The organism is Listeria weihenstephanensis (assembly GCF_003534205.1).
GTDB classification, from domain to species: domain Bacteria; phylum Bacillota; class Bacilli; order Lactobacillales; family Listeriaceae; genus Listeria_A; species Listeria_A weihenstephanensis.
The window spans coordinates 1,826,839-1,845,517 of record NZ_CP011102.1 but is presented as its reverse complement, the minus strand read 5'-3'; the positions used below and the strand labels follow the sequence as shown (position 1 = coordinate 1,845,517).

The 18,679-nt window shown below is 41.3% G+C and carries 19 protein-coding genes and 1 riboswitch; of the genes, 12 read left to right on the top strand and 7 right to left on the bottom strand.

The features are described from left to right. Positions 1-140: 140 nt before the first annotated feature. The 5 genes from UE46_RS08940 to UE46_RS16300 form a co-directional block, all read right to left on the bottom strand. The gene (locus tag UE46_RS08940) at positions 141-587 is read right to left on the bottom strand and encodes a PEX28-32 family peroxisomal membrane protein (RefSeq protein ID WP_036061927.1); all 447 of its coding nucleotides are present in this window, start codon (positions 585-587) and stop codon (positions 141-143) included. Further along, complete coding sequence (locus UE46_RS08935) at positions 574-1,080, bottom strand: hypothetical protein (RefSeq protein ID WP_036061929.1); 507 nt, start codon at positions 1,078-1,080, stop codon at positions 574-576. Before UE46_RS08935 ends, UE46_RS08940 begins: the two co-directional genes overlap by 14 nt. A 42-nt stretch (positions 1,081-1,122) precedes the next feature. Then, a complete protein-coding gene (locus UE46_RS08930; protein WP_036061931.1) occupies positions 1,123-1,554 on the bottom strand; it encodes a hypothetical protein in 432 nt (143 codons plus the stop codon). A 66-nt stretch (positions 1,555-1,620) separates the two neighbouring features. Continuing rightward, positions 1,621-3,234 carry a glycoside hydrolase domain-containing protein gene (locus UE46_RS08925; RefSeq protein ID WP_051493003.1) on the bottom strand — a complete coding sequence of 538 codons (1,614 nt, stop codon included), beginning with the start codon at positions 3,232-3,234 and terminating at the stop codon, positions 1,621-1,623. 84 nt (positions 3,235-3,318) lie between these two features. Then, positions 3,319-3,816: a peptidoglycan-binding protein gene (locus UE46_RS16300; RefSeq protein WP_051493004.1), complete on the bottom strand. Its 498-nt coding sequence runs from the start codon at positions 3,814-3,816 to the stop codon at positions 3,319-3,321. Between the two features lie 362 nt (positions 3,817-4,178). On the opposite strand from UE46_RS16300, the gene UE46_RS08920 reads away from it, so the two are divergent. The 6 genes from UE46_RS08920 (at position 4,179) to UE46_RS08895 (ending at position 10,962) form a co-directional block, all read left to right on the top strand. After that, positions 4,179-5,219 (top strand): aspartate-semialdehyde dehydrogenase, encoded by a 1,041-nt coding sequence (locus tag UE46_RS08920; RefSeq protein ID WP_036061933.1) that lies wholly within the window; start codon positions 4,179-4,181, stop codon positions 5,217-5,219. 28 nt (positions 5,220-5,247) lie between these two features. Continuing rightward, the gene (dapG, locus tag UE46_RS08915) at positions 5,248-6,471 is read left to right on the top strand and encodes an aspartate kinase (RefSeq protein WP_036061936.1); all 1,224 of its coding nucleotides are present in this window, start codon (positions 5,248-5,250) and stop codon (positions 6,469-6,471) included. 4 nt (positions 6,472-6,475) lie between these two features. Further along, positions 6,476-7,357, top strand: coding sequence for a 4-hydroxy-tetrahydrodipicolinate synthase (dapA, locus tag UE46_RS08910; RefSeq protein WP_036061939.1), 882 nt, complete (start codon positions 6,476-6,478; stop codon positions 7,355-7,357). Between the two features lie 19 nt (positions 7,358-7,376). Then, a complete protein-coding gene (locus tag UE46_RS08905) occupies positions 7,377-9,047 on the top strand; it encodes a ribonuclease J (RefSeq protein ID WP_036061942.1) in 1,671 nt (556 codons plus the stop codon). Positions 9,048-9,737: 690 nt separating this feature from the next. Beyond that, entirely contained in the window at positions 9,738-10,388 is a 651-nt protein-coding gene (locus tag UE46_RS08900) for a hypothetical protein (protein ID WP_036061944.1), read from the top strand. Positions 10,389-10,455: 67 nt separating this feature from the next. Beyond that, a complete protein-coding gene (locus tag UE46_RS08895; protein ID WP_051493005.1) occupies positions 10,456-10,962 on the top strand; it encodes a GNAT family N-acetyltransferase in 507 nt (168 codons plus the stop codon). A 47-nt stretch (positions 10,963-11,009) separates the two neighbouring features. Here UE46_RS08895 and UE46_RS08890 read toward each other — a convergent pair whose 3' ends face one another. Continuing rightward, positions 11,010-12,611, bottom strand: a complete 1,602-nt coding sequence (locus UE46_RS08890; RefSeq protein ID WP_036061948.1) for an ABC-F family ATP-binding cassette domain-containing protein — start codon at positions 12,609-12,611, stop codon at positions 11,010-11,012. A 356-nt stretch (positions 12,612-12,967) separates the two neighbouring features. Further along, positions 12,968-13,075, top strand: a riboswitch (TPP riboswitch). Between the two features lie 77 nt (positions 13,076-13,152). On the opposite strand from UE46_RS08890, the gene thiT reads away from it, so the two are divergent. Beyond that, complete coding sequence (gene thiT, locus UE46_RS08885; RefSeq protein ID WP_036061951.1) at positions 13,153-13,713, top strand: energy-coupled thiamine transporter ThiT; 561 nt, start codon at positions 13,153-13,155, stop codon at positions 13,711-13,713. 134 nt (positions 13,714-13,847) lie between these two features. On the opposite strand, the gene UE46_RS08880 is transcribed toward thiT, so the two are convergent. Then, a complete protein-coding gene (locus UE46_RS08880) occupies positions 13,848-13,955 on the bottom strand; it encodes a type I toxin-antitoxin system Fst family toxin (protein WP_118907559.1) in 108 nt (35 codons plus the stop codon). Between the two features lie 627 nt (positions 13,956-14,582). On the opposite strand from UE46_RS08880, the gene UE46_RS08875 reads away from it, so the two are divergent. The 5 genes from UE46_RS08875 to UE46_RS08855 all read left to right on the top strand — a co-directional run bounded on the left by UE46_RS08875 (position 14,583) and on the right by UE46_RS08855 (position 18,644). Then, positions 14,583-15,767, top strand: a complete 1,185-nt coding sequence (locus UE46_RS08875; protein ID WP_036061953.1) for a betaine/proline/choline family ABC transporter ATP-binding protein — start codon at positions 14,583-14,585, stop codon at positions 15,765-15,767. An 18-nt stretch (positions 15,768-15,785) separates the two neighbouring features. After that, the gene (locus UE46_RS08870) at positions 15,786-16,439 is read left to right on the top strand and encodes an ABC transporter permease (protein WP_036061955.1); all 654 of its coding nucleotides are present in this window, start codon (positions 15,786-15,788) and stop codon (positions 16,437-16,439) included. A 15-nt stretch (positions 16,440-16,454) separates the two neighbouring features. Further along, on the top strand, positions 16,455-17,375 hold the full coding sequence (locus tag UE46_RS08865; protein WP_036061957.1) for an osmoprotectant ABC transporter substrate-binding protein: 921 nt from the start codon (positions 16,455-16,457) through the stop codon (positions 17,373-17,375). A 15-nt stretch (positions 17,376-17,390) separates the two neighbouring features. Further along, the gene (locus tag UE46_RS08860) at positions 17,391-18,062 is read left to right on the top strand and encodes an ABC transporter permease (RefSeq protein WP_036061959.1); all 672 of its coding nucleotides are present in this window, start codon (positions 17,391-17,393) and stop codon (positions 18,060-18,062) included. A 75-nt stretch (positions 18,063-18,137) separates the two neighbouring features. Continuing rightward, positions 18,138-18,644, top strand: a complete 507-nt coding sequence (locus tag UE46_RS08855) for a kinase (protein WP_036061962.1) — start codon at positions 18,138-18,140, stop codon at positions 18,642-18,644. Positions 18,645-18,679 lie beyond the last annotated feature (35 nt).

Genomic DNA, 18,679 nt, shown 5'->3' with positions numbered 1-18,679 from the left:
CTCCATTCATTTCTAATATAGGCTTATTATACAACGAATTTTAGACCTCAACCTGTCTCAAATCGCCCATTTTGAAAAACTTTTAGACAGCAAAAAAGCATCGCAGAAGGGAGGCTTTATCCCGTTTTGCGATGCTTTTATTAGAAACCGATGATTGCGTTTTGTAATTCTTTTAAGTAGCGTTTTTTTAGGATGGTTTCGATGACTTGAACAATTCGATCATATTTTCGTCTACGGTGGGCTAATATCACGTGGGTGTGAACTGGCGGTTTATATGCAATGTGAAATAGCTTAATTTCGATGAATAAAAGAATAAGTAAGGCTATAAAAGAGAAGAAAATATTTGCTTGATGTAGAAATAAAAAATAGATGATAGGTGTTCCTACAAATGAGCACATGATTATTGACTTAATATGGTGATAGGGAGTCAAATATATTGTGCCTGAAAGATAGGCTTTCAGATGTTCTAAGTTTTCTAATGATAGTGCATTTAAAGTTTGGTTTAGGTTTTTTTCGTCATTTGCATAGGCTTCGATGTTGGAAAACAGTTGAGAGAATTTCACATGTTCAGATTTAGATATTTTCAAGAAGATGCGCCTCCTGTGATTTCTTTTCCGAGCTGTCGGTGGGAGCGAATTTATCAACAGTATTTTGCAATTCTTTTTCATAGCGTTTGGTTAGAATAATATCAGCAATAGAAACAATCCGGTCGAATTTAGCTCTATTATAAGCAAGTTGTGTGTGTTGGCGAATAGGCTTTCTTGCAATAAATAAACGGATAATACTCAAAAGACAAATTACGAAGAAGAATTCTAAAAGAAAGGATATGAAGAAGTTAGATCGAAACATATTATAAAGAAAAATCAGCGTACCTGAGAAAAAGGTCCCTATAATTATTTCACTTTGTCTGAGAGCTACAACGCGTGTGCCACTTCCAGAAAAATAGGTCTTCACTTTTTCTAGTTCTGCTAAAGTGAGCCTGTTTAGTGCATAACAAATCGCTTCAATATTATCTGCTTGTTCGATTAAACCCGTTAAAAGCTTTGTGAAGTTGTCTAATTCTGCTTTGGGTGTCTTCATTTATGTACCTCCTAGGTTGTGTAGTTAAATCCAAGCTTCAGCCTATTTTTTTCGTACTTCTGCATAACGTTCAGCTAAGATTATATCAATGAGGTTAACAACTCGGTCATATTTCCCTCGAGCAATGGCCACCGCCAAATTAGGTCTAACAGGAGATGTAAGTACTGGTCGAACCAATTCGATAACGCAAATCAATAAGAATGCAACTGCAATAACCGCTACAAAGAAATGATTTTTAAACATATTGAGAAGAAAAATCATCATGCCTGCGATAAAAGAGCCAATAACTATTGTTCGTAGTTGCTGAAATGAAGTTCTTTTACCTGTTCCAGAAAAGTAGGCTCTGGTTCTTTCTAGCTCCTCGAGTGTCAGGGATTCTAAGGTTGCATTTAATACTGTAATATCATTAGCTTGTTCCATAATGCTTGAAATTAACTTGGAAAATGGTTCTAAGTCTTTTTTTGTTATTATCAAGTGGTCGACCTCCATATATAAAATAAACTCTACACCCATTATATAGCAGATGTAGAGTTTTGAATACTATTTTTGTGTTACTTTATCTAAAACACTTTTAATGCCAATTAAAAGTAACGCTGCTGAACCAATAAGCAGTTCTATACCAATTGCTCCAATAATACATGCAACTGCTCCAAGTACTATAGTTCCACCAAGAGCATACACACCAAGAGTTTGCATTTGTGAAGTCAATTCTTTATTTTGATTATCAAATATGAATGTTACTTTCATCGAAGCGCTTGTTTTATATTTGTCAGTCACTTCGATTTCAGGTACATTGGCTGTGAGTGTGATAGTTAGTTTATTTGCCACTGGTAGCCATTTTACGATAATATTTCCAACGACGATTTTTGCGGCTAAATCGGCAACTATTTTTTTTGTGTTGGCTGCATCCTCCGTTGAGAGGGTTCCGGTCCAATTGGCCAGTTCTTCTTCAAACGATGCATTTATTTTTCCGTCTTTTACTGTAATAGTCGTATCACCATCACCAGGATTTGTTAGTTTAGCGCTTGCAGTAAATAGAACGCTGAGATTTGGTGAAATGACGCGGGTATTCGTTTTTTCTAGTTCTAAATCAAAACTTACTTTATCATCTATTAACGTGGCTAAACTCGAATTTCCATATACAATGTCACGAAGTCGAAGTATACGTGCGCGGTTAATCGCGGCGGAACTCGGCGTCGTGCTGGCTGGTGGTGGCGTTACCGCTGAAACGGCTTTGTCTACGCCAGAATACGTTACTTTGTCGATATCCAACTTGCCATTTCCAGTACCAATCGACATTTCGAAATATTGATCGAATGCCCAGTCGTCAGGCATTGGGAAGCCGAGGTTTCCGCTGAATCCTGTGGACATATCGGCTACGAAAACGTTATCCACGATGCCAGCGTTTTTCAAGCGACTGCAGACGTTACGGGCGCCGTATACGCCAATTTTGTAGTCTCGCAGGGCTTTATTTTGATTGAATGCGGCTCTTACTTTTTTGAAATAAGGGATGATTAAATCTGTGATCTGGTAGTCGTAAGCGTCGAGGTCAACGGCGAAATAGATCGTTGTTCCTGCTGGGAATCCGAGATTATACGCGGCATCGATGGCTTTATATCCGTCGTCAATTCCTTGTAAGGAGACTTCAAAATATGGGATTTCATAGCCGCCATCTTGATAGATCGGGAAAATTTTCAGGCCTTTTTTCAGGATTGCTGCGATTTCAGTTGGATTCATTGCTTTTGGCACACGAGCGCCGCCGCGGATCACGTTTCCTGTTAAATAACGGCCGACGTAGCGGTAACCAGCATTCCAAAGGGTGTCAATTTGTTCGGTATTTAAGACGAATGAGGTGTCGCAAGCTGTTGCGCTTCGGTTTGTATCGCCAGAGCTTGAAAGTAGCGCTTTGAACGTACCCATATTAATCGCGCCGGTTGCTACGCTCATTTTCATAAATTCTTGGTAGCGTTTCACGAGATTTGTCGTCTCCGCGTCGTATTTACCGCCAAACTGATTGATTGGCAGGCCATTACAGGCAAGGCTATATTGCAAAAGTAGAACGAGGGCTGTATTCGATGTAAAAGTGGGGATCAGGCTTGTTAGACTTGTCGTTGTTCCAGGTCCGAAATTTCCATTTGCCGTCGTGCGTGCCATTCCTTCTTCTTTCTGCAGGGCGTAAATAAGCGCGGTATTCGTATCGCGACCGTATAAGCCATCACAAGGAACGAGTTTGCCGATCTAAGCACTGTAATCGCGATTTAGATTTTGCTGCACTGTTCGAACGGCGAAAATACCACCGCTCACCGTCTGAAACGCACTCATATCAAGTAACGCCTTCATAATAATCGTCGAAATAATCCCGTCTTGCGTCGCGAGTCCTGCGTCTTTTTGAAACATTTTAACCGCGATTTGCGTTTGTCCGCCGAATGTTCCAGTAAAACCGCCTGGGCTGTAGCCTTTACAATAGAACGCGCCTTGCAGAATATAGTTGATATTGCTCGGTTTTGCGTCGGTTGCTCCCATCGTTAACGGCTTGAATGCTTTCTCTGTTCCCGGTCCGAAATTATCCGCGGTAGGTGAGATGCCGAGTTCGATTTGAAGGGCGCGAGTTAAAGCGTAAATCGTTGTCCATCCTGTTTTACCGTTTTCAGGAATCGTTTGATAATCGCCTTTCGCGACATATTTTTGATACGTTTTGTTTAACCAACTTTGTCCTGTTTTTACCATTTCATCCATGTGTGTCAACTCCATTTCTCTATTTTGCGTGTCTTACAAGAGCTATCTTACAATGAAAAAGGGCGCTGAAAATGCAGAAAAAGTGCAGGCGAATTTTCGTGCGCTGTCTCACAACCAAAAAAATTTCAATTTCTCCTCAAAATCCCATGCAAAAACCTGATAAATGCGTCCTTTTGTGGTATGATAAGTTAAATGTGAAAAACAGAGTAGAAGTAAATCGGCGACAAGCGCTCGATTTTGCGTAAAGCAGAAATTAAGTCTTACTCGGAAACAATCAGTTTGGCGATAGATCTAAATTTATAGGTGTATCTTCTGTATTCGATTTTTCCGACAAAATACAACAAAACCAAGGAGGAAATAGAATGACAAAAAGTTATCATGTAGCCGTTGTTGGTGCAACTGGCGCTGTAGGGACTCAAATGATTCAATTACTGGAAGATGTGACGTTTCCAATAAAGGAAGTTTCGTTCTTATCTTCGGCGCGTTCTGCTGGTAAAAAATTGACGTTCCGCGGGGAGGAAGTCGTGATCAAAGAAGCGACGCCTGAAAGTTTTGCGGGTGTGGATATTGCTTTGTTCAGTGCTGGCGGTTCTATTTCTGAGCGATTTGCGAAAGATGCTGTGGCGCATGGTGCGATTGTGATCGATAACACGAGTGCGTTCCGGATGCATCCTGATGTACCGCTTGTTGTTCCTGAGGTGAATCCAGAGGCGCTTCGTGACCACAAAGGCATTATCGCTAATCCAAACTGTTCGACGATCCAAATGGTTGCGGCGCTTCAACCGATTCGTGCGGCGTATGGCCTGAATCGGATTATTGTTTCGACGTATCAAGCGGTTTCGGGATCTGGTATTCAAGCGATTGATGAGCTCCAAACGCAATCTCAAGCAATTTTGAATGGGGAAGAATTCACGCCTGCTGTCATGCCTGTGAAAGGTGACAAAAAACATTTCCAAATCGCGTTTAATGCTTTGCCTCAGATTGATGTTTTCACGGATAATGACTATACATACGAAGAGATGAAGATGGTCAATGAAACGAAAAAGATCATGAGTGATGCGTCAATAAAAGTATCGGCAACGTGTGTGCGTATTCCAGTTATCACGGGCCATTCGGAGTCTGTTTATATTGAAATCGAGCAAGATAACGTGAAGGTTTCTGAAATTCAAGAGCTTCTGCGTAATGCTCCTGGTGTCATTTTAGAGGATGACACAGCGAACCAAGTGTATCCGCATGCGGCAAGTTCGGCTGGTAAAAAAGAGGTTTTCGTTGGGCGTGTTCGTCATGACCTCGACGATTCGAAAGGGTTCCACATGTGGATTGTATCGGATAACCTGCTAAAAGGCGCTGCTTGGAACTCGATTCAAATTGCTGAATCATTAATTGAACAAGAAATCATCTGAAAAACGTGAAATAATTGAGGTGTAACAAATGAAAATTATCGTGCAAAAATTTGGTGGGACATCCGTGCAAAACGAGGAATCCCGCCAGCTTGCATTTAATCATTTACAGAATTCGATTGATCAAGGCTATAAAGTTGTCGTTGTTGTTTCGGCGATTGGCAGGTTGGGAGATCCATACGCGACAGATACGTTGCTCGAACTCATCGGCGCCAAGGAAACGCGACTATCGTTACGCGAACAAGATATGTTGCTTTCTGTTGGGGAGACGATTTCGACAGCTGTGTTCACGAATATGCTTTTGGAGGCTGGAATCAAAGCGACCGCGTTTTCTGGCGCGCAAGCAGGTATTCGAACAACGGGTGAATATACGGCTGGCAAAATTTCAGAGGTCGATGTGACGCGTTTACGAGAGACATTGGAAACGGTGGACATTGTTGTTGTCGCAGGATTCCAAGGTAGCGCACCAAATGGCGATATTACAACGCTTGGCCGTGGAGGTAGTGATACATCTGCCGCAGCGCTTGGCGTCGCACTTGCTGCCGATCGGATCGATATTTTTACCGACGTTGATGGGATGTTTACCGCCGATCCACGAATCGTTAAAAATGCGCGATCCCTGCCAACTGTGAGTTATAATGAAGTTAGCAACATGGCATATCAAGGCGCCAAAGTGATTCATCCGCGCGCCGTTGAGATCGCGATGCAGGCCAAGATTCCGCTCCGCATTCGCTCGACTTATTTAGAAGGAGAGGGCACACTGGTTACATCGCAAACCGATGTCAGTGGCCGTTTTGACGTGAAAGAACGACTCGTTACGGGAATCGCTCATGTTACCAATTTGACGCAGCTGCGAGTGAAGACGGATAGCGTCCATACCCAACAAAAAGCTTTCTCGATTTTGGCTGAGGCAAGTATTAGCTTAGATTTTATCAATATTTCGACTAACGAGATCGTGTTCACCGTGCCTGAACGAAAGCGCGAGCACGTATTGACACTTTTAAAAGAAGCATCATTTATTGCTGAAACTACCGAGAATTGCGCGAAGGTTTCGATCGTAGGCGCTGGTATCGCTGGAGTTCCTGGTGTTACTGCCAAAATCGTTTCTGCTTTATCCGCGAAAAATATTGCCATCTTGCAGTCCGCAGATAGCCATACAACCGTCTGGATTCTAGTCGGAGAAACGGATCTAATCGCAGCAGTTAACGCACTTCATGACGAATTTTGTATTGAAAATGAGTTGGAGGAGGAATAACATAATGGATTTTGGAAAAGTAGTGACAGCCATGGTGACGCCATACAATTCCGAGAAAGATAAAGTGTGTAAGAAACGGATTCATCGCTTGGTGAACCACCTGATTGAAAATGGTTCGGATGGTCTTGTAGTGGCTGGAACGACAGGGGAGTCGCCAACGATTTCGCATGAAGAAAAAATCAAGTTATTCAAACAAGTCGTGGAAACAAACCAAGGTCGCGCGAAAATTATTGCGGGAACGGGTTCTAATAATACTGCTGAAACGATCGAATTCACGAAAGAAGTCGAGAAAATCGATGGTATTGACGCTGTTCTGATCGTGGCGCCATATTACAATAAGCCGAACCAAGCGGGCCTTTACGCGCATTTTGCGGCGATTGCTAAAGCTACGACGCTACCAGTGATTATTTATAACATACCAAGTCGTTCGGTTGTGAACATTGAGCCAGAAACAATCATTGAGCTGGCGAAAATTGATAACATTGTCGCGGTCAAAGAATCCAGTGGTAATTTTGATAATATCACGAAAATCATTGCTGAAACGGGTGATGATTTTGCGGTGTATAGTGGTGATGATACGTTTACATTGCCGATTTATGCGCTAGGTGGAAATGGCGTTATCTCGGTTGCGAGTCACGTTATTGGGCCTGAAATGCAAACGATGATTCGCGCTTTTGACGAAGGCGATACGAAAAAAGCCGCAGAGATTCATGGCAAACTCGTTCCGTTGATGAATGCGTTATTTATCGCGCCAAATCCAGCTCCAGTGAAACATATGGTCAATAGACTCGGCGTCGACGTTGGGCATTTACGATTGCCACTCGCGCCGTTAACAGAAACAGAAATAGAAACAATTGAAACAGCATTCCAAAATTATTTGAAATAAGAGGAAGGAGGAATAACCTTTGACAATTAAAAAAGCAAAACACATTAAGATTATCCCACTTGGCGGAGTAGACGAAAGTGGAAAGAATTTATACGTGGCAGAAGTAGACGAGTCTATTTATATCATGGATACAGGTTTGATGTTCCCAGAAGACGAATTATTGGGCATCGACGTCGTTATTCCTGATATTAAATATTTAGAAGACAATCAAGAGCGGATCGAGGCTATTTTTCTAACGCACGGTCACGAAGATGCAATTGGAGCCCTACCGTACGTGCTTGCGAAAATTAAAGCACCTGTTTACGGCACAGAATTAACGATTGCTCTTGCTAAAGCGGCACTCAAAGAACATAAAAAAATTCGTTTCAACGATTTCCATATTGTTGATGAAAAAACAAAATTATCATTCCCGAATGTGGACGCGGAGTTCTTCCGTACAACCCACTCGATTCCTGATTCTGTAGGGATTGTTCTGAATACAAGCGAAGGCGCGATCGTTTACACAGGCGATTTCAAATTCGACCAATCAGCAAAATTAGGATATGAAACAAGTCTAGGTCGTATCGCTGAAATTGGCGAACAAGGCGTTCTGGTCTTACTTTCCGACAGTTCAGAAGCAGAACATGCTGGCGCAACTTCAAGTGATAGCCTTATCGATGAAGAAATCCGCCATGCTTTTCGTTCCGCAGAAGGCCGCGTTATCGTAGCGTGCGTTGCATCAAATCTTGTTCGTATACAACAAGTACTGGACGCATCATTCGCGACAAACCGCAAAGTAGCCATCGTTGGGAAAGAATTAGAGCGTGTTTTTGACATCTCGAAGAAATTAAACAAGATCCAACTACAAAGCGACGATCTCGTTATTCCTTTAAAAGAAGCGAAAACATTACCAGCTGATAAAATCGTAATCATTGAAACAGGTAATCTCGGCGAACCAATTCAATCATTACAATTGATGACACAAGGCAAGCACCCGAAAGTCAACATTGAAAAAGGCGATACAATTTACCTTACAACGACACCATCACCATCATCAGAAACCATTTTGGCAAAAACGATTGATATGCTGTATAAAGCGGACGCAACCGTGTTAACAATGAGCCGCGATCTATTCGTATCTGGCCACGGTAGTCAAGATGATTTGAAATTAATGTTAAACTTAATGAAACCAAAATACTTCATCCCAGTTCACGGCGAATACCGGATGTTGATTTCTCATGCAAAACTAGCATATCAAGTTGGCATGCCTAAATCAAACGTCTTCGTAGCAGGAAAAGGCGAATTAATCGAATATAAAAATGGTCGCATGACCGCAGGAAACCGCGTGTTTGCTGGTAATACATTGATTGACGGACTAGGCGTTGGTGACGTAGGAAATATCGTATTACGCGATCGTAAATTACTATCAGAAGACGGTATTTTCATCGTAGTAGTAACATTAAACCGCAAATCCAAAGCGATCATTTCAGGTCCAGACATCACATCACGCGGATTTATCTACATGCGCGAATCAGAACATTTGATTGAGAAATCATCAGAAGTTGTGACGAAAATTGTAGAGAAGAACCTACAAGACAAAGAATTCGAGTGGGCGAAATTAAAACAAGACATCCGCGACCAGCTGAACCGCTATCTGTTTGAACAGACGAAGCGTAGACCGATGATATTGCCGATAATCATGGAAGTATAGAAAACCGCAGACAGCCCGTTAGCCTCGACAGAATTTGTTAGAGGGCGCAGTGAAAACTCTCTTCTGGTTTTTGCGGAGGCACCGAAAATTCCGAGAGGCTGGCCGAAGAAGCTGGATCCCCTGAAAAGCTGAAACGGCCCGTTAGACCCGAAAAAATTTGTTAGGGGGCGCAGTAAAAGTCCTCTTTCGACTTTTATGGAGGCACCGAAAATTCCGAGAGGCTGGCCGAAGAAGCTGGATCCCCTGAAAAGCTGAAACGGCCCGTTAGACCCGAAAAAATTTGTTAGGGGGCGCAGTAAAAGTCCTCTTTCGACTTTTATGGAGGCACCGAAAATTTCGAGGGGCTGGCCGAAGAAGCTGGATCCGAAGGCACCAGACATCAAAACCCACAAAACCCAAGACAAAAGCTCCCCAAGATACCAAACTTCTCTAGAAACAACGATCCATCTCCAAACAAGATGAACCGCTCTAATAAAAAAACCATCGCTTTAACTCCAGCTTGATTTGGAGTTAAAGCGATATTTTTAACTAATCCTATAAGTATCTAAACGCACCTAAAGTTTCTAAATTAGCGGAATATACTACACTCCAATCCACATGACAGCTCTAACCCAACAAAAGATACTTCATAAAACCTTCAACATATGTTATAGTAAACAATATCATTCAAGCAAGGAGAGTTAAAAAAACATGGCTATTTGGTTTACACTAATGGGTTTTGCATTTCTAGCGTTTATCGTTGGACTTATCATGCTATTCACCAAATCCAAACGCACAATTGGAATTTATGTCGTGAGTGGCGCAAGTGTCCTTATCATTGCATCTGTTATCGGCGTATTCATTTCATTTGCAAACTACAATAAACTGCAAGAACAAGTCGCGAGTTATAGCTCTGATAGCAGAACAGGCAGCACAAAGTCAGAAGGAAAAGAAACATATAATGTAAACTGGCACAATAATGCGGACGGAATGGATAAAAAAATATCAACCGTCGCTGTTGAGAAAAAAGTCGTCCACTCGACAATGGAAGACAAAGATATGCCAGGAACATTGACAATAACTATCGAAATTAAAAATAATACTAAAAATGAACTACTAACGTATCCGCTTCAAGGCGAGCTAGTAACCATCAACGGTCAACAATTAGCCGCAGATATTATTCTCTCTGATCTAGTAGATGGTAAAATGAAACCTGGTGCAACAATCAAAGGCACGATCACATTTCCACTTGAAAAATTGGATAAAGTATCAGACATTGATTGGTTCCAATTTTCATGGTCGACGTATAACAAAGATAAATTAATTAAGAGTGATACAGGACGAATTAATTTGAAAAAATAACAAATAGCGCTTTCTTATCTGGGAAACTTGATGGGAAGTGCTTTTTTGTTTGACGGAGGGGAATGCTATGTATATACGACTAGCCAAAATAGAAGATGCGAAACGATTAGCCGAAATTCGCCTACAGATTGACGGAGAAACGGAAAATATGGATAGAGAACGAGGGGAGGACTTCCTTGATGAAGTTGCTTTTCAAGAAATCATAAAAATAGATACGACTTCGGTGAACAACTTATTTTTAGTAGCAGAAATCACTGGGGAGCTCGTCGGTTTTTCAAGATGTGAAGGTACTAATCTTAATCGATCTAAGCATAAAGTAATGCTTGGAGTTGCCGTCGTAAAAGATCACTGGGGGAAGGGCGTTGGACCTGAGTTACTCAGAAAATCGATACACTGGGCAGACCGAAATAGTATCCGAAAAATCACGTTAACAGTCTTAGAAACGAACCGGAAAGCTATCGAGATGTACACGAAATTTGGTTTTGAAATCGAAGGCCGCTTGAAAGCTGATAAAAAACTGGCAGATGGAAATTACTATGATACCTATGTGATGAGTAGAAACAAAAAGCAGTAGAAGAGCCATTTTAAAGGCCATTCTACTGCTTTTTAGCGTTCGTTATCTTACTCCGTCACATGCAATGCTTCAGCAAGATACTCATCATATGAAATTTCTTTATTATAGAATTGATCTTTCGAAAGGTTAACAATACGAGTCGCAACACTTTGTAAGAACTGGTGATCATGTGAAGCGAAAATCATCGCGCCTTTAAATTGGATCATACCGTTATTTAATGCGGTAATAGATTCTAAGTCCAGATGGTTGGTAGGTTCGTCCATCAATAGAACATTCGCACCGGAAAGCATGTTTTTCGATAGCATACAACGAACTTTCTCACCACCGGAAAGGACACGAACTTTCTTCAATACTTCATCGCCACTAAATAGCATACGTCCTAAGAAACCGCGCAAAAATGCTTCGCTATCATCTTGAGGGGAGTATTGGCGTAACCACTCCACAAGGTTCATATCGTTCTCTTCAAAGAACTCGGAATTATCTTTCGGGAAATAGCTTTGGGTTGTTGTTACGCCCCATTTATATTCGCCTTCATCTGGTTCCATTTCGCCAGCAAGGATTTGGAAGAATACTGTTTTTGCAACTTCATCGTCACCGACAAGGGCAACTTTATCGTTACGATTAATGATAAAACTTACGTCATCTAGCACTTTTACGCCATCAATTGTTTTCGATAAATTCGTTACAGTTAGCAAATCGTTCCCAACTTCACGGTCAGGATGGAATTGTACGAACGGGTAGCGACGACTAGAAGGTTGAATATCTTCCAGCGTGATTTTATCGAGCATTTTCTTACGGCTGGTTGCTTGTTTTGATTTCGAAGCATTGGCCGAGAAACGTGCGATAAAGGCTTCCAATTCCTTGATTTTCTCTTCTTTTTTCTTGTTACGATCGCCCATCATAGATTGTGCTAACTGGCTAGATTCATACCAGAAATCATAGTTACCAACGTAAAGCTTGATTTTGCTGAAATCAAGATCGGCAATATGTGTACATACTTTATTTAAGAAATGACGATCATGGGAAACAACGATAACGGTATTTTCAAAGTTAATTAGGAACTCTTCCAACCAGTGGATTGCTTTGATGTCCAGGTGATTGGTAGGCTCATCCAGAAGTAAAATATCAGGTTTACCGAATAGCGCTTGAGCAAGTAAAACTTTGACTTTATCGCCACCCGTAAGGTCTTTCATTAATTTATCATGCAAATCAGTCGTAATACCAAGACCACTTAGCAAAACAGCAGCTTCTGGCTCTGCGTCCCAACCATCAAGCTCTGCAAATTCACCTTCAAGTTCCGCAGCACGAATACCGTCTGCATCACTAAAATCTTCTTTTGCATAGATCGCATCTTTTTCTTCCATGATTTTAAACAGTTGATCATGTCCGCGAATAACGGTTTTTAGAACAACTTCCTCATCGTATTGGAAATGATCTTGCTTCAAAACGGTCAAACGTTCGCCAGCAGGAATATGCACGTTACCACTTTGCGAATCAAGCTCACCAGAAAGTACTTTTAAGAAAGTAGATTTACCAGCACCGTTCGCACCAATCAAGCCGTAGCAATTCCCAGGTGTAAATTTAATAGAAACATCTTCAAATAATTTTTTATCGCCAAAACGTAAAGATACATTATTTACAGTTAACATTTTCGTCCTCCCAAATTCACGCGTTTCCAACTGAAATTTTCATATTGAATGTCAAAAACGCAATTACTCCTATTCTATCATGTTTAGGTGCGCATTGAAAGAGCAGGGGACTGGACTTTCTAAAAAATGCTGTTATAATGAAAACCAGATAAACAAATAAGTCGCCTAGATTACAAACTCTAGAGGGGTTATTTGGATATTCGATAGTGAAACTAACTCTTTGATCGATAGACTATGAAGCTTATCTTTGGGATAGGCTGTAGATATCGTTTTACACAAATTGAGCGAAAGCGTTTGTATCTGTTGGATGCGAGCGCTTGTCGCTAATTTACACTGAGTAAGCATCTATCTTGAGACGTTACCACAGGGGGGGCCTTGGCTGAGATTGATTCCTGATTTTTAGGATTCTGACCCTTTGAACCTGTTCGTTAATACGAGCGTAGGGATTGTGGCGAATGAAGTGGTATCTGATACATAGTTAGATGATATGACTCCTTTCTTCTGCGGTACGTTTTTACCAAAAAAAGAAGGGGGTATTTTTATGCGTAATACGCGATTATTGACGTTGCTTGAATGTGCTATTTTTGCAGCAATCGCAATGGTTCTCAGTTTTATTCCACTGGATTTTGGATCGTCATTGTCCATCTCACTCGGCATGATTCCGATGTATATCATTGCTATCAGACGTGGCTTTTGGGCTGCTGGCTTTTCAGGTTTATTGTGGGGGATTCTTCATTTTGTGACAGGTAAAGCCTATATTTTGAGTCCGTTACAGGGTTTTCTTGAGTACATTGTTGCTTTTCTTTTTATCGCTTTTGCTGGTGTATTTGCAGTGCAGGTGCGGGGTTATTTGAAAGAAGGTAAACTTAATAAGGCAATCGGATGGGCGTGGGCTACGATGATTATCGGTGGCGTAGCGCGGTATTTCTGGCATTATCTTGCTGGTGTATTATTTTGGGGCGCTTATGCTTTTAAAGGATGGTCCGCGCAACTATTCTCGCTTGTGATGAATGGGGCTAGTTGTATTTTGACTATTGTTGTAGCTGGGATTATTGTCAGTATTTTGATGAAGATTTCACCAAAGCTATTTTTGCCTAAGTGATCGTATTAGCGGAAATATATTTACGGATATTCCTTTCCATGGTACAATGAATGTAGGAAAAGAATGATCATGGTACTATCCAAAATGTAAAGCCCTATCTCTGGCGGGAGATAAGGGCTTTTTTTTGGTTAGACTTACCGTCTGCGTTTGTAGTGCTTACGCCGTGTCTCCAACCAGTGGCTGAAAAGTGCAAGGACACAACCAACAACGATCGGCGCAATGACAGCGGAAAAAATAATCATGATACTACCCTCCCTTCTCTAGATGCTAAAACTCGTCTCTAGAGGCAGACGGCTTATTAATTATACCACATAGGGCTCATTTTCTGGTTAAATAATCCCAATAATTTTTCATGTTTTGTGGTCTATTTTTGCTGCTAGTTGATAAGTGTATTTTAAGCTCAGAAGTACATTTTTAACCCCTTATTAGACATCAAAATCAAGAAATCCGAAAATTCCCTAATTGCCTATGAGTAGTGCATTTGGAGGGGGTTTTTTAGGTTAAAATAGGCATAAATGAGGCATGGAGACTCGCTTTTTGATTTTAGTTACGTTATAATACTTATTGAAAGGGCTGTGTTATTCGGAATAGAATCAACTTTTTGATCTTCTACTCACTATAACTGTGTTCCCAATATGTAACCAGTTAAAAGTTGAGGAGCGCCAATTTCCCAACTTTTATTTCTTTTTATTGATAAGTTTTTCCATCGTTTTTCGGCGGTATATGAAATGTTTCATTATCATTCGAGATGGGAATACATATTTCGTGGGTAAGTAGGATTGAAAATGTTTATTCCTTTTTCAGCTACTTTTCTCAGAACTAAACTAGTAGATAATTTTGCTAGTTAAATAAACTCGGAGGTGTCTAGATTGCTAAGATTTGAGCATGTTTCAAAAATTTACAAGGGCGGTAAAACGGCGGTCAAAGATCTAAACTTAGATATTGATCGCGGCGAATTTATTTGTTTTATCGGACCAAGTGGTTGCGGGAAGACAACAACGATGAAAATGATTAACCGCTTGATTGAGCCTACAGAAGGTCAAATCTTTATTGATGACAAAGATATTATGAAGGAAGATGCGGTGAAATTGCGTCGTTCGATTGGGTATGTTATTCAGCAAATTGGGCTGATGCCACATATGACGATCCGCGAAAACATCGTGCTTGTTCCTAAGCTTCTAAAATGGTCAGAGGAAAAGAAAAATGAACGGGCGCTCGAGTTGATTAAACTTGTTGATTTGCCTGAAGAATATTTAGACCGTTATCCATATGAATTAAGTGGTGGTCAACAACAGCGTATTGGGGTATTGCGTGCGCTTGCGGCAGAGCAGAACTTGATTTTAATGGATGAGCCTTTTGGTGCGCTTGATCCAATTACGCGTGATTCTTTGCAAGAGGAATTCAAGAATTTGCAGCGGGAACTTGGAAAGACGATTATTTTTGTAACGCATGACATGGATGAGGCTATCAAACTTGCGGATCGGATTGTGATCATGCGAGGTGGAGAGGTCGTTCAGTTTGATACGCCAGATGAAATTTTACGAAATCCTGCTGACAAATTCGTGGAGGACTTTATCGGGAAAGATCGCTTAATCGAGGCGCGCCCGAATGTGACGACTGTTGAGCAGATTATGAATAACACGCCAGTTTCGATTACGGCGGATAAATCATTGCAAGCGGCGATCCAACTGATGAAGGAACGTCGAGTGGATACGTTACTTGTGACGGATGACCAGAATGTGCTGAAAGGGATAATTGATGTAGAAGCGATCGAGCATAACCGCCGAACTGCGACATCTGTTATTGATATTTTGGATAAAAATGTATTTTACGTTCGCAAAGATACGTTACTGCGCGATACGATGCAGCGGATTCTAAAACGTGGGTTCAAGTATGTCCCAGTTGTGGATGAGAAAAACCGCTTAGTCGGGATCGTGACACGTGCGAGTCTTGTTGATATCGTCTATGATTCGATTTGGGGCGATGTAGAAGAAGTTGCCGCAGAGCAAGCGGAAGCAACGAAAGAACTTGAAAAAGAGGAAGTACACGAATAAAATAGGAGGTTATTTTTAATGGACGCGATTACGCAATTTTTCCAAGACAACGGCCATGACCTGCTAGTGAAAACGTGGGAACATCTCTATATTTCGCTTTCTGCGGTAATATTGGGGATCGTTGTGGCTGTACCTGTGGGAATTCTTTTGACACGCTCGCCGAAAATCGCTAATTTTGTGATTGGGATTGTTAGTGTTTTACAAACAGTACCATCGCTAGCGATCTTGGCTTTTATTATTCCAATTCTAGGCGTTGGTAAAATACCAGCGATTGTAGCATTATTTATTTACTCTGTGCTACCGATTATGCGAAATACGTTTATCGGGGTTCGCGGAGTTGACAAAAACTTGATCGAATCAGGTCGAGGCATGGGGATGACTTCTTGGCAACTTGTCAAAAACGTCGAACTTCCCAACTCGATTTCCGTGATTATGGCGGGTATTCGTTTATCGGCTGTATACATCATTGCCTGGGCAACACTTGCTTCATACATTGGTGCAGGCGGACTCGGTGACTTTATCTTTAACGGATTGAACTTATATCGCCCAGATTTAATTCTCGGTGGGGCGATTCCAGTTACGATTTTAGCGCTATTAGTTGAATTTTTCCTAGGTAAATTGGAAGTTCGGATTACACCAAAAGCAATTCGTGCAGCAAAAGAGAATATGTAAGGAGGGACAGTAGAAATGATGAAGAAAAAACTCAAGCTTACAGCTGTCATCCTGCTTGGCGTATCTCTTTTATCGGCGTGTGCGTTGCCAGGACTCGGCGGCAGTACAGACGGCACGATTAAAATCGGGACTATGTCCACGACAGAATCACAGATTGTAGGCAATATTGTTAGACAAATGATTGAACATGATACAGATTTAAAAGTAGAAATGGTGAATAATCTCGGTTCATCCGTTGTGCAACACCAAGCGATGGTGAATGGTGATATCGACATTTCTGCGACGCGTTATACAGGAACAGATCTTGTTGGACCACTCGGCGAAGAGCCAATTAAAGATCCTAAAAAAGCATTAGAAGCCGTTCAAAAAGGTTTTTCTGAGCGTTTTGATCAACACTGGTTCGGTTCGTATGGATTTGCGAACACGTATGCTTTCATGGTGCGTCAAGATACAGCGAAGAAATATAATTTAAAAACAATCAGCGATATGCGTGCGGTAGAAGATAAGCTTGTTGCAGGTGTCGATAACTCTTGGATGGAACGTGCTGGTGATGGTTATAAAGCCTTTTCAAAAGACTATGACATCGAATTTAAGAAAATTTTCCCGATGCAGATTGGCTTGATTTATACGGCTCTGAAAAATAATCAAATGGACGTTGCGCTTGGTTATTCTACGGATGGTCGGATTCCAACGTATAATTTGGTCGTTTTGAAGGATGATAAGCAATTCTTCCCGCCATACGATGCGTCACCAATGGCAACGGATGCTATTTTGAAAGAACATCCGGAGCTGAAAACAACGATTAAAAAGCTTGTAGGAACAATTTCAACGGAAGAAATGCAAAAGCTGAACTATGAAGCCGATGGGGAATTGAAAGAACCGTCGATCGTTGCAGAAGAATTTTTGAAGAAACACAATTACTTTGAAGATAAATAAGGAGGTGTCGACAAAATGGATACATTTTCACAACTCATTGACTATTATCAAACCAACGCAACATACGTGATGGAAGCATTCTGGCGGCATTTCTTAATGAGTGCTTACGGGGTTATTTTCGCAGCGATTGTGGCAATCCCACTAGGTATTTATATTGCTCGCAAGAAAAAATTAGCAGGATGGGTTATCCAAACAGCGAACGTGATTCAAACGATTCCGGCGCTGGCCTTACTCGCGATGCTAATGCTTGTCATGGGACTCGGCACGAACACGGTTGTCCTGTCGCTATTCCTTTATTCGATCCTACCCATTCTAAAAAACACCTATACGGGTATTCAAAACGTCGATGGTGCCTTACTTGAATCGGGAAAAGCGATGGGAATGACGAAGTGGCAAGTATTACGCATGATTGAAATACCACTAGCGTTATCCGTGATTATGGCAGGGATTAGAAATGCCCTTGTTATCGCGATCGGTGTTGCCGCAATTGGTACATTCGTTGGTGCAGGCGGACTCGGTGATATTATCGTCCGTGGAACAAATGCAACAAATGGAACGGCGATTATTCTAGCTGGTGCAATTCCGACCGCGCTTATGGCTGTTATGGCAGATGTATTGCTTGGTTGGGTCGAACGCAAACTCAATCCAGTGAAAAATAAGAAGAAAAAAATGGTAGAAGTTTTATAATGATTAAAGCGAACTATTGCAGCCAATTTGGAGCAGTAGTTCGCTTTTGTTCGTAAATAGAATGGAGGATATCTGATGGAATCGAAGTTAATTATTATTCGTGGAAATTCTGGAAGTGGGAAAACGACAGTTGCTAGACGATTGCAGGAAAAATTAGGAGATGGGACATTACTCGTTTCTCAAGATATAGTTCGCCGCGATATGCTTCGTGTGAGAGATCGTTGCGGGAATCTAAGCGTGGAACTCATTCAAACTATTGCTGAATATGGTAATGGTAAGTGTGCCTATGTCATCGTAGAAGGAATTTTGGGCAAGGCTAATTATCAAAACATGCTTCAATCGCTCCTGCATTCTTTCGATAACAACGCGGACGTTTATTATTTTGATATTCCTTTTTCTGAGACGGTAAAAAGGCATGAAACGAGAGAAAATGCGCATGAATTTGGCGTGGAAAAGCTGAAAGAATGGTGGCTTGCAAATGATTCATTGGGGATAGAAGATGAAATAATGCTAGCGTCTGACCTAACAAAAGACGAGATTGTAAACATCATGTTGGAAAAGAGTACAAATTCGAAAGCGTAAGCGTTTGAGAATGGTGTTACATAGCAAGTTATGCG

Coding starts and splice junctions, on each gene's coding strand:
- UE46_RS08935 (WP_036061929.1), bottom strand. CDS start 1,080: ATGAAGACACCCAAAGCAGAATTAGACAACTTCACAAAGCTTTTAACG.
- UE46_RS08925 (WP_051493003.1), bottom strand. CDS start 3,234: ATGGCACGCACGACGGCAAATGGAAATTTCGGACCTGGAACAACGACA.
- UE46_RS16300 (WP_051493004.1), bottom strand. CDS start 3,816: ATGGATGAAATGGTAAAAACAGGACAAAGTTGGTTAAACAAAACGTAT.
- UE46_RS08920 (WP_036061933.1), top strand. CDS start 4,179: ATGACAAAAAGTTATCATGTAGCCGTTGTTGGTGCAACTGGCGCTGTA.
- dapG (WP_036061936.1), top strand. CDS start 5,248: ATGAAAATTATCGTGCAAAAATTTGGTGGGACATCCGTGCAAAACGAG.
- dapA (WP_036061939.1), top strand. CDS start 6,476: ATGGATTTTGGAAAAGTAGTGACAGCCATGGTGACGCCATACAATTCC.
- UE46_RS08900 (WP_036061944.1), top strand. CDS start 9,738: ATGGCTATTTGGTTTACACTAATGGGTTTTGCATTTCTAGCGTTTATC.
- UE46_RS08895 (WP_051493005.1), top strand. CDS start 10,456: ATGTATATACGACTAGCCAAAATAGAAGATGCGAAACGATTAGCCGAA.
- UE46_RS08890 (WP_036061948.1), bottom strand. CDS start 12,611: ATGTTAACTGTAAATAATGTATCTTTACGTTTTGGCGATAAAAAATTA.
- thiT (WP_036061951.1), top strand. CDS start 13,153: ATGCGTAATACGCGATTATTGACGTTGCTTGAATGTGCTATTTTTGCA.
- UE46_RS08880 (WP_118907559.1), bottom strand. CDS start 13,955: ATGATTATTTTTTCCGCTGTCATTGCGCCGATCGTTGTTGGTTGTGTC.
- UE46_RS08870 (WP_036061955.1), top strand. CDS start 15,786: ATGGACGCGATTACGCAATTTTTCCAAGACAACGGCCATGACCTGCTA.
- UE46_RS08865 (WP_036061957.1), top strand. CDS start 16,455: ATGATGAAGAAAAAACTCAAGCTTACAGCTGTCATCCTGCTTGGCGTA.
- UE46_RS08860 (WP_036061959.1), top strand. CDS start 17,391: ATGGATACATTTTCACAACTCATTGACTATTATCAAACCAACGCAACA.
- UE46_RS08855 (WP_036061962.1), top strand. CDS start 18,138: ATGGAATCGAAGTTAATTATTATTCGTGGAAATTCTGGAAGTGGGAAA.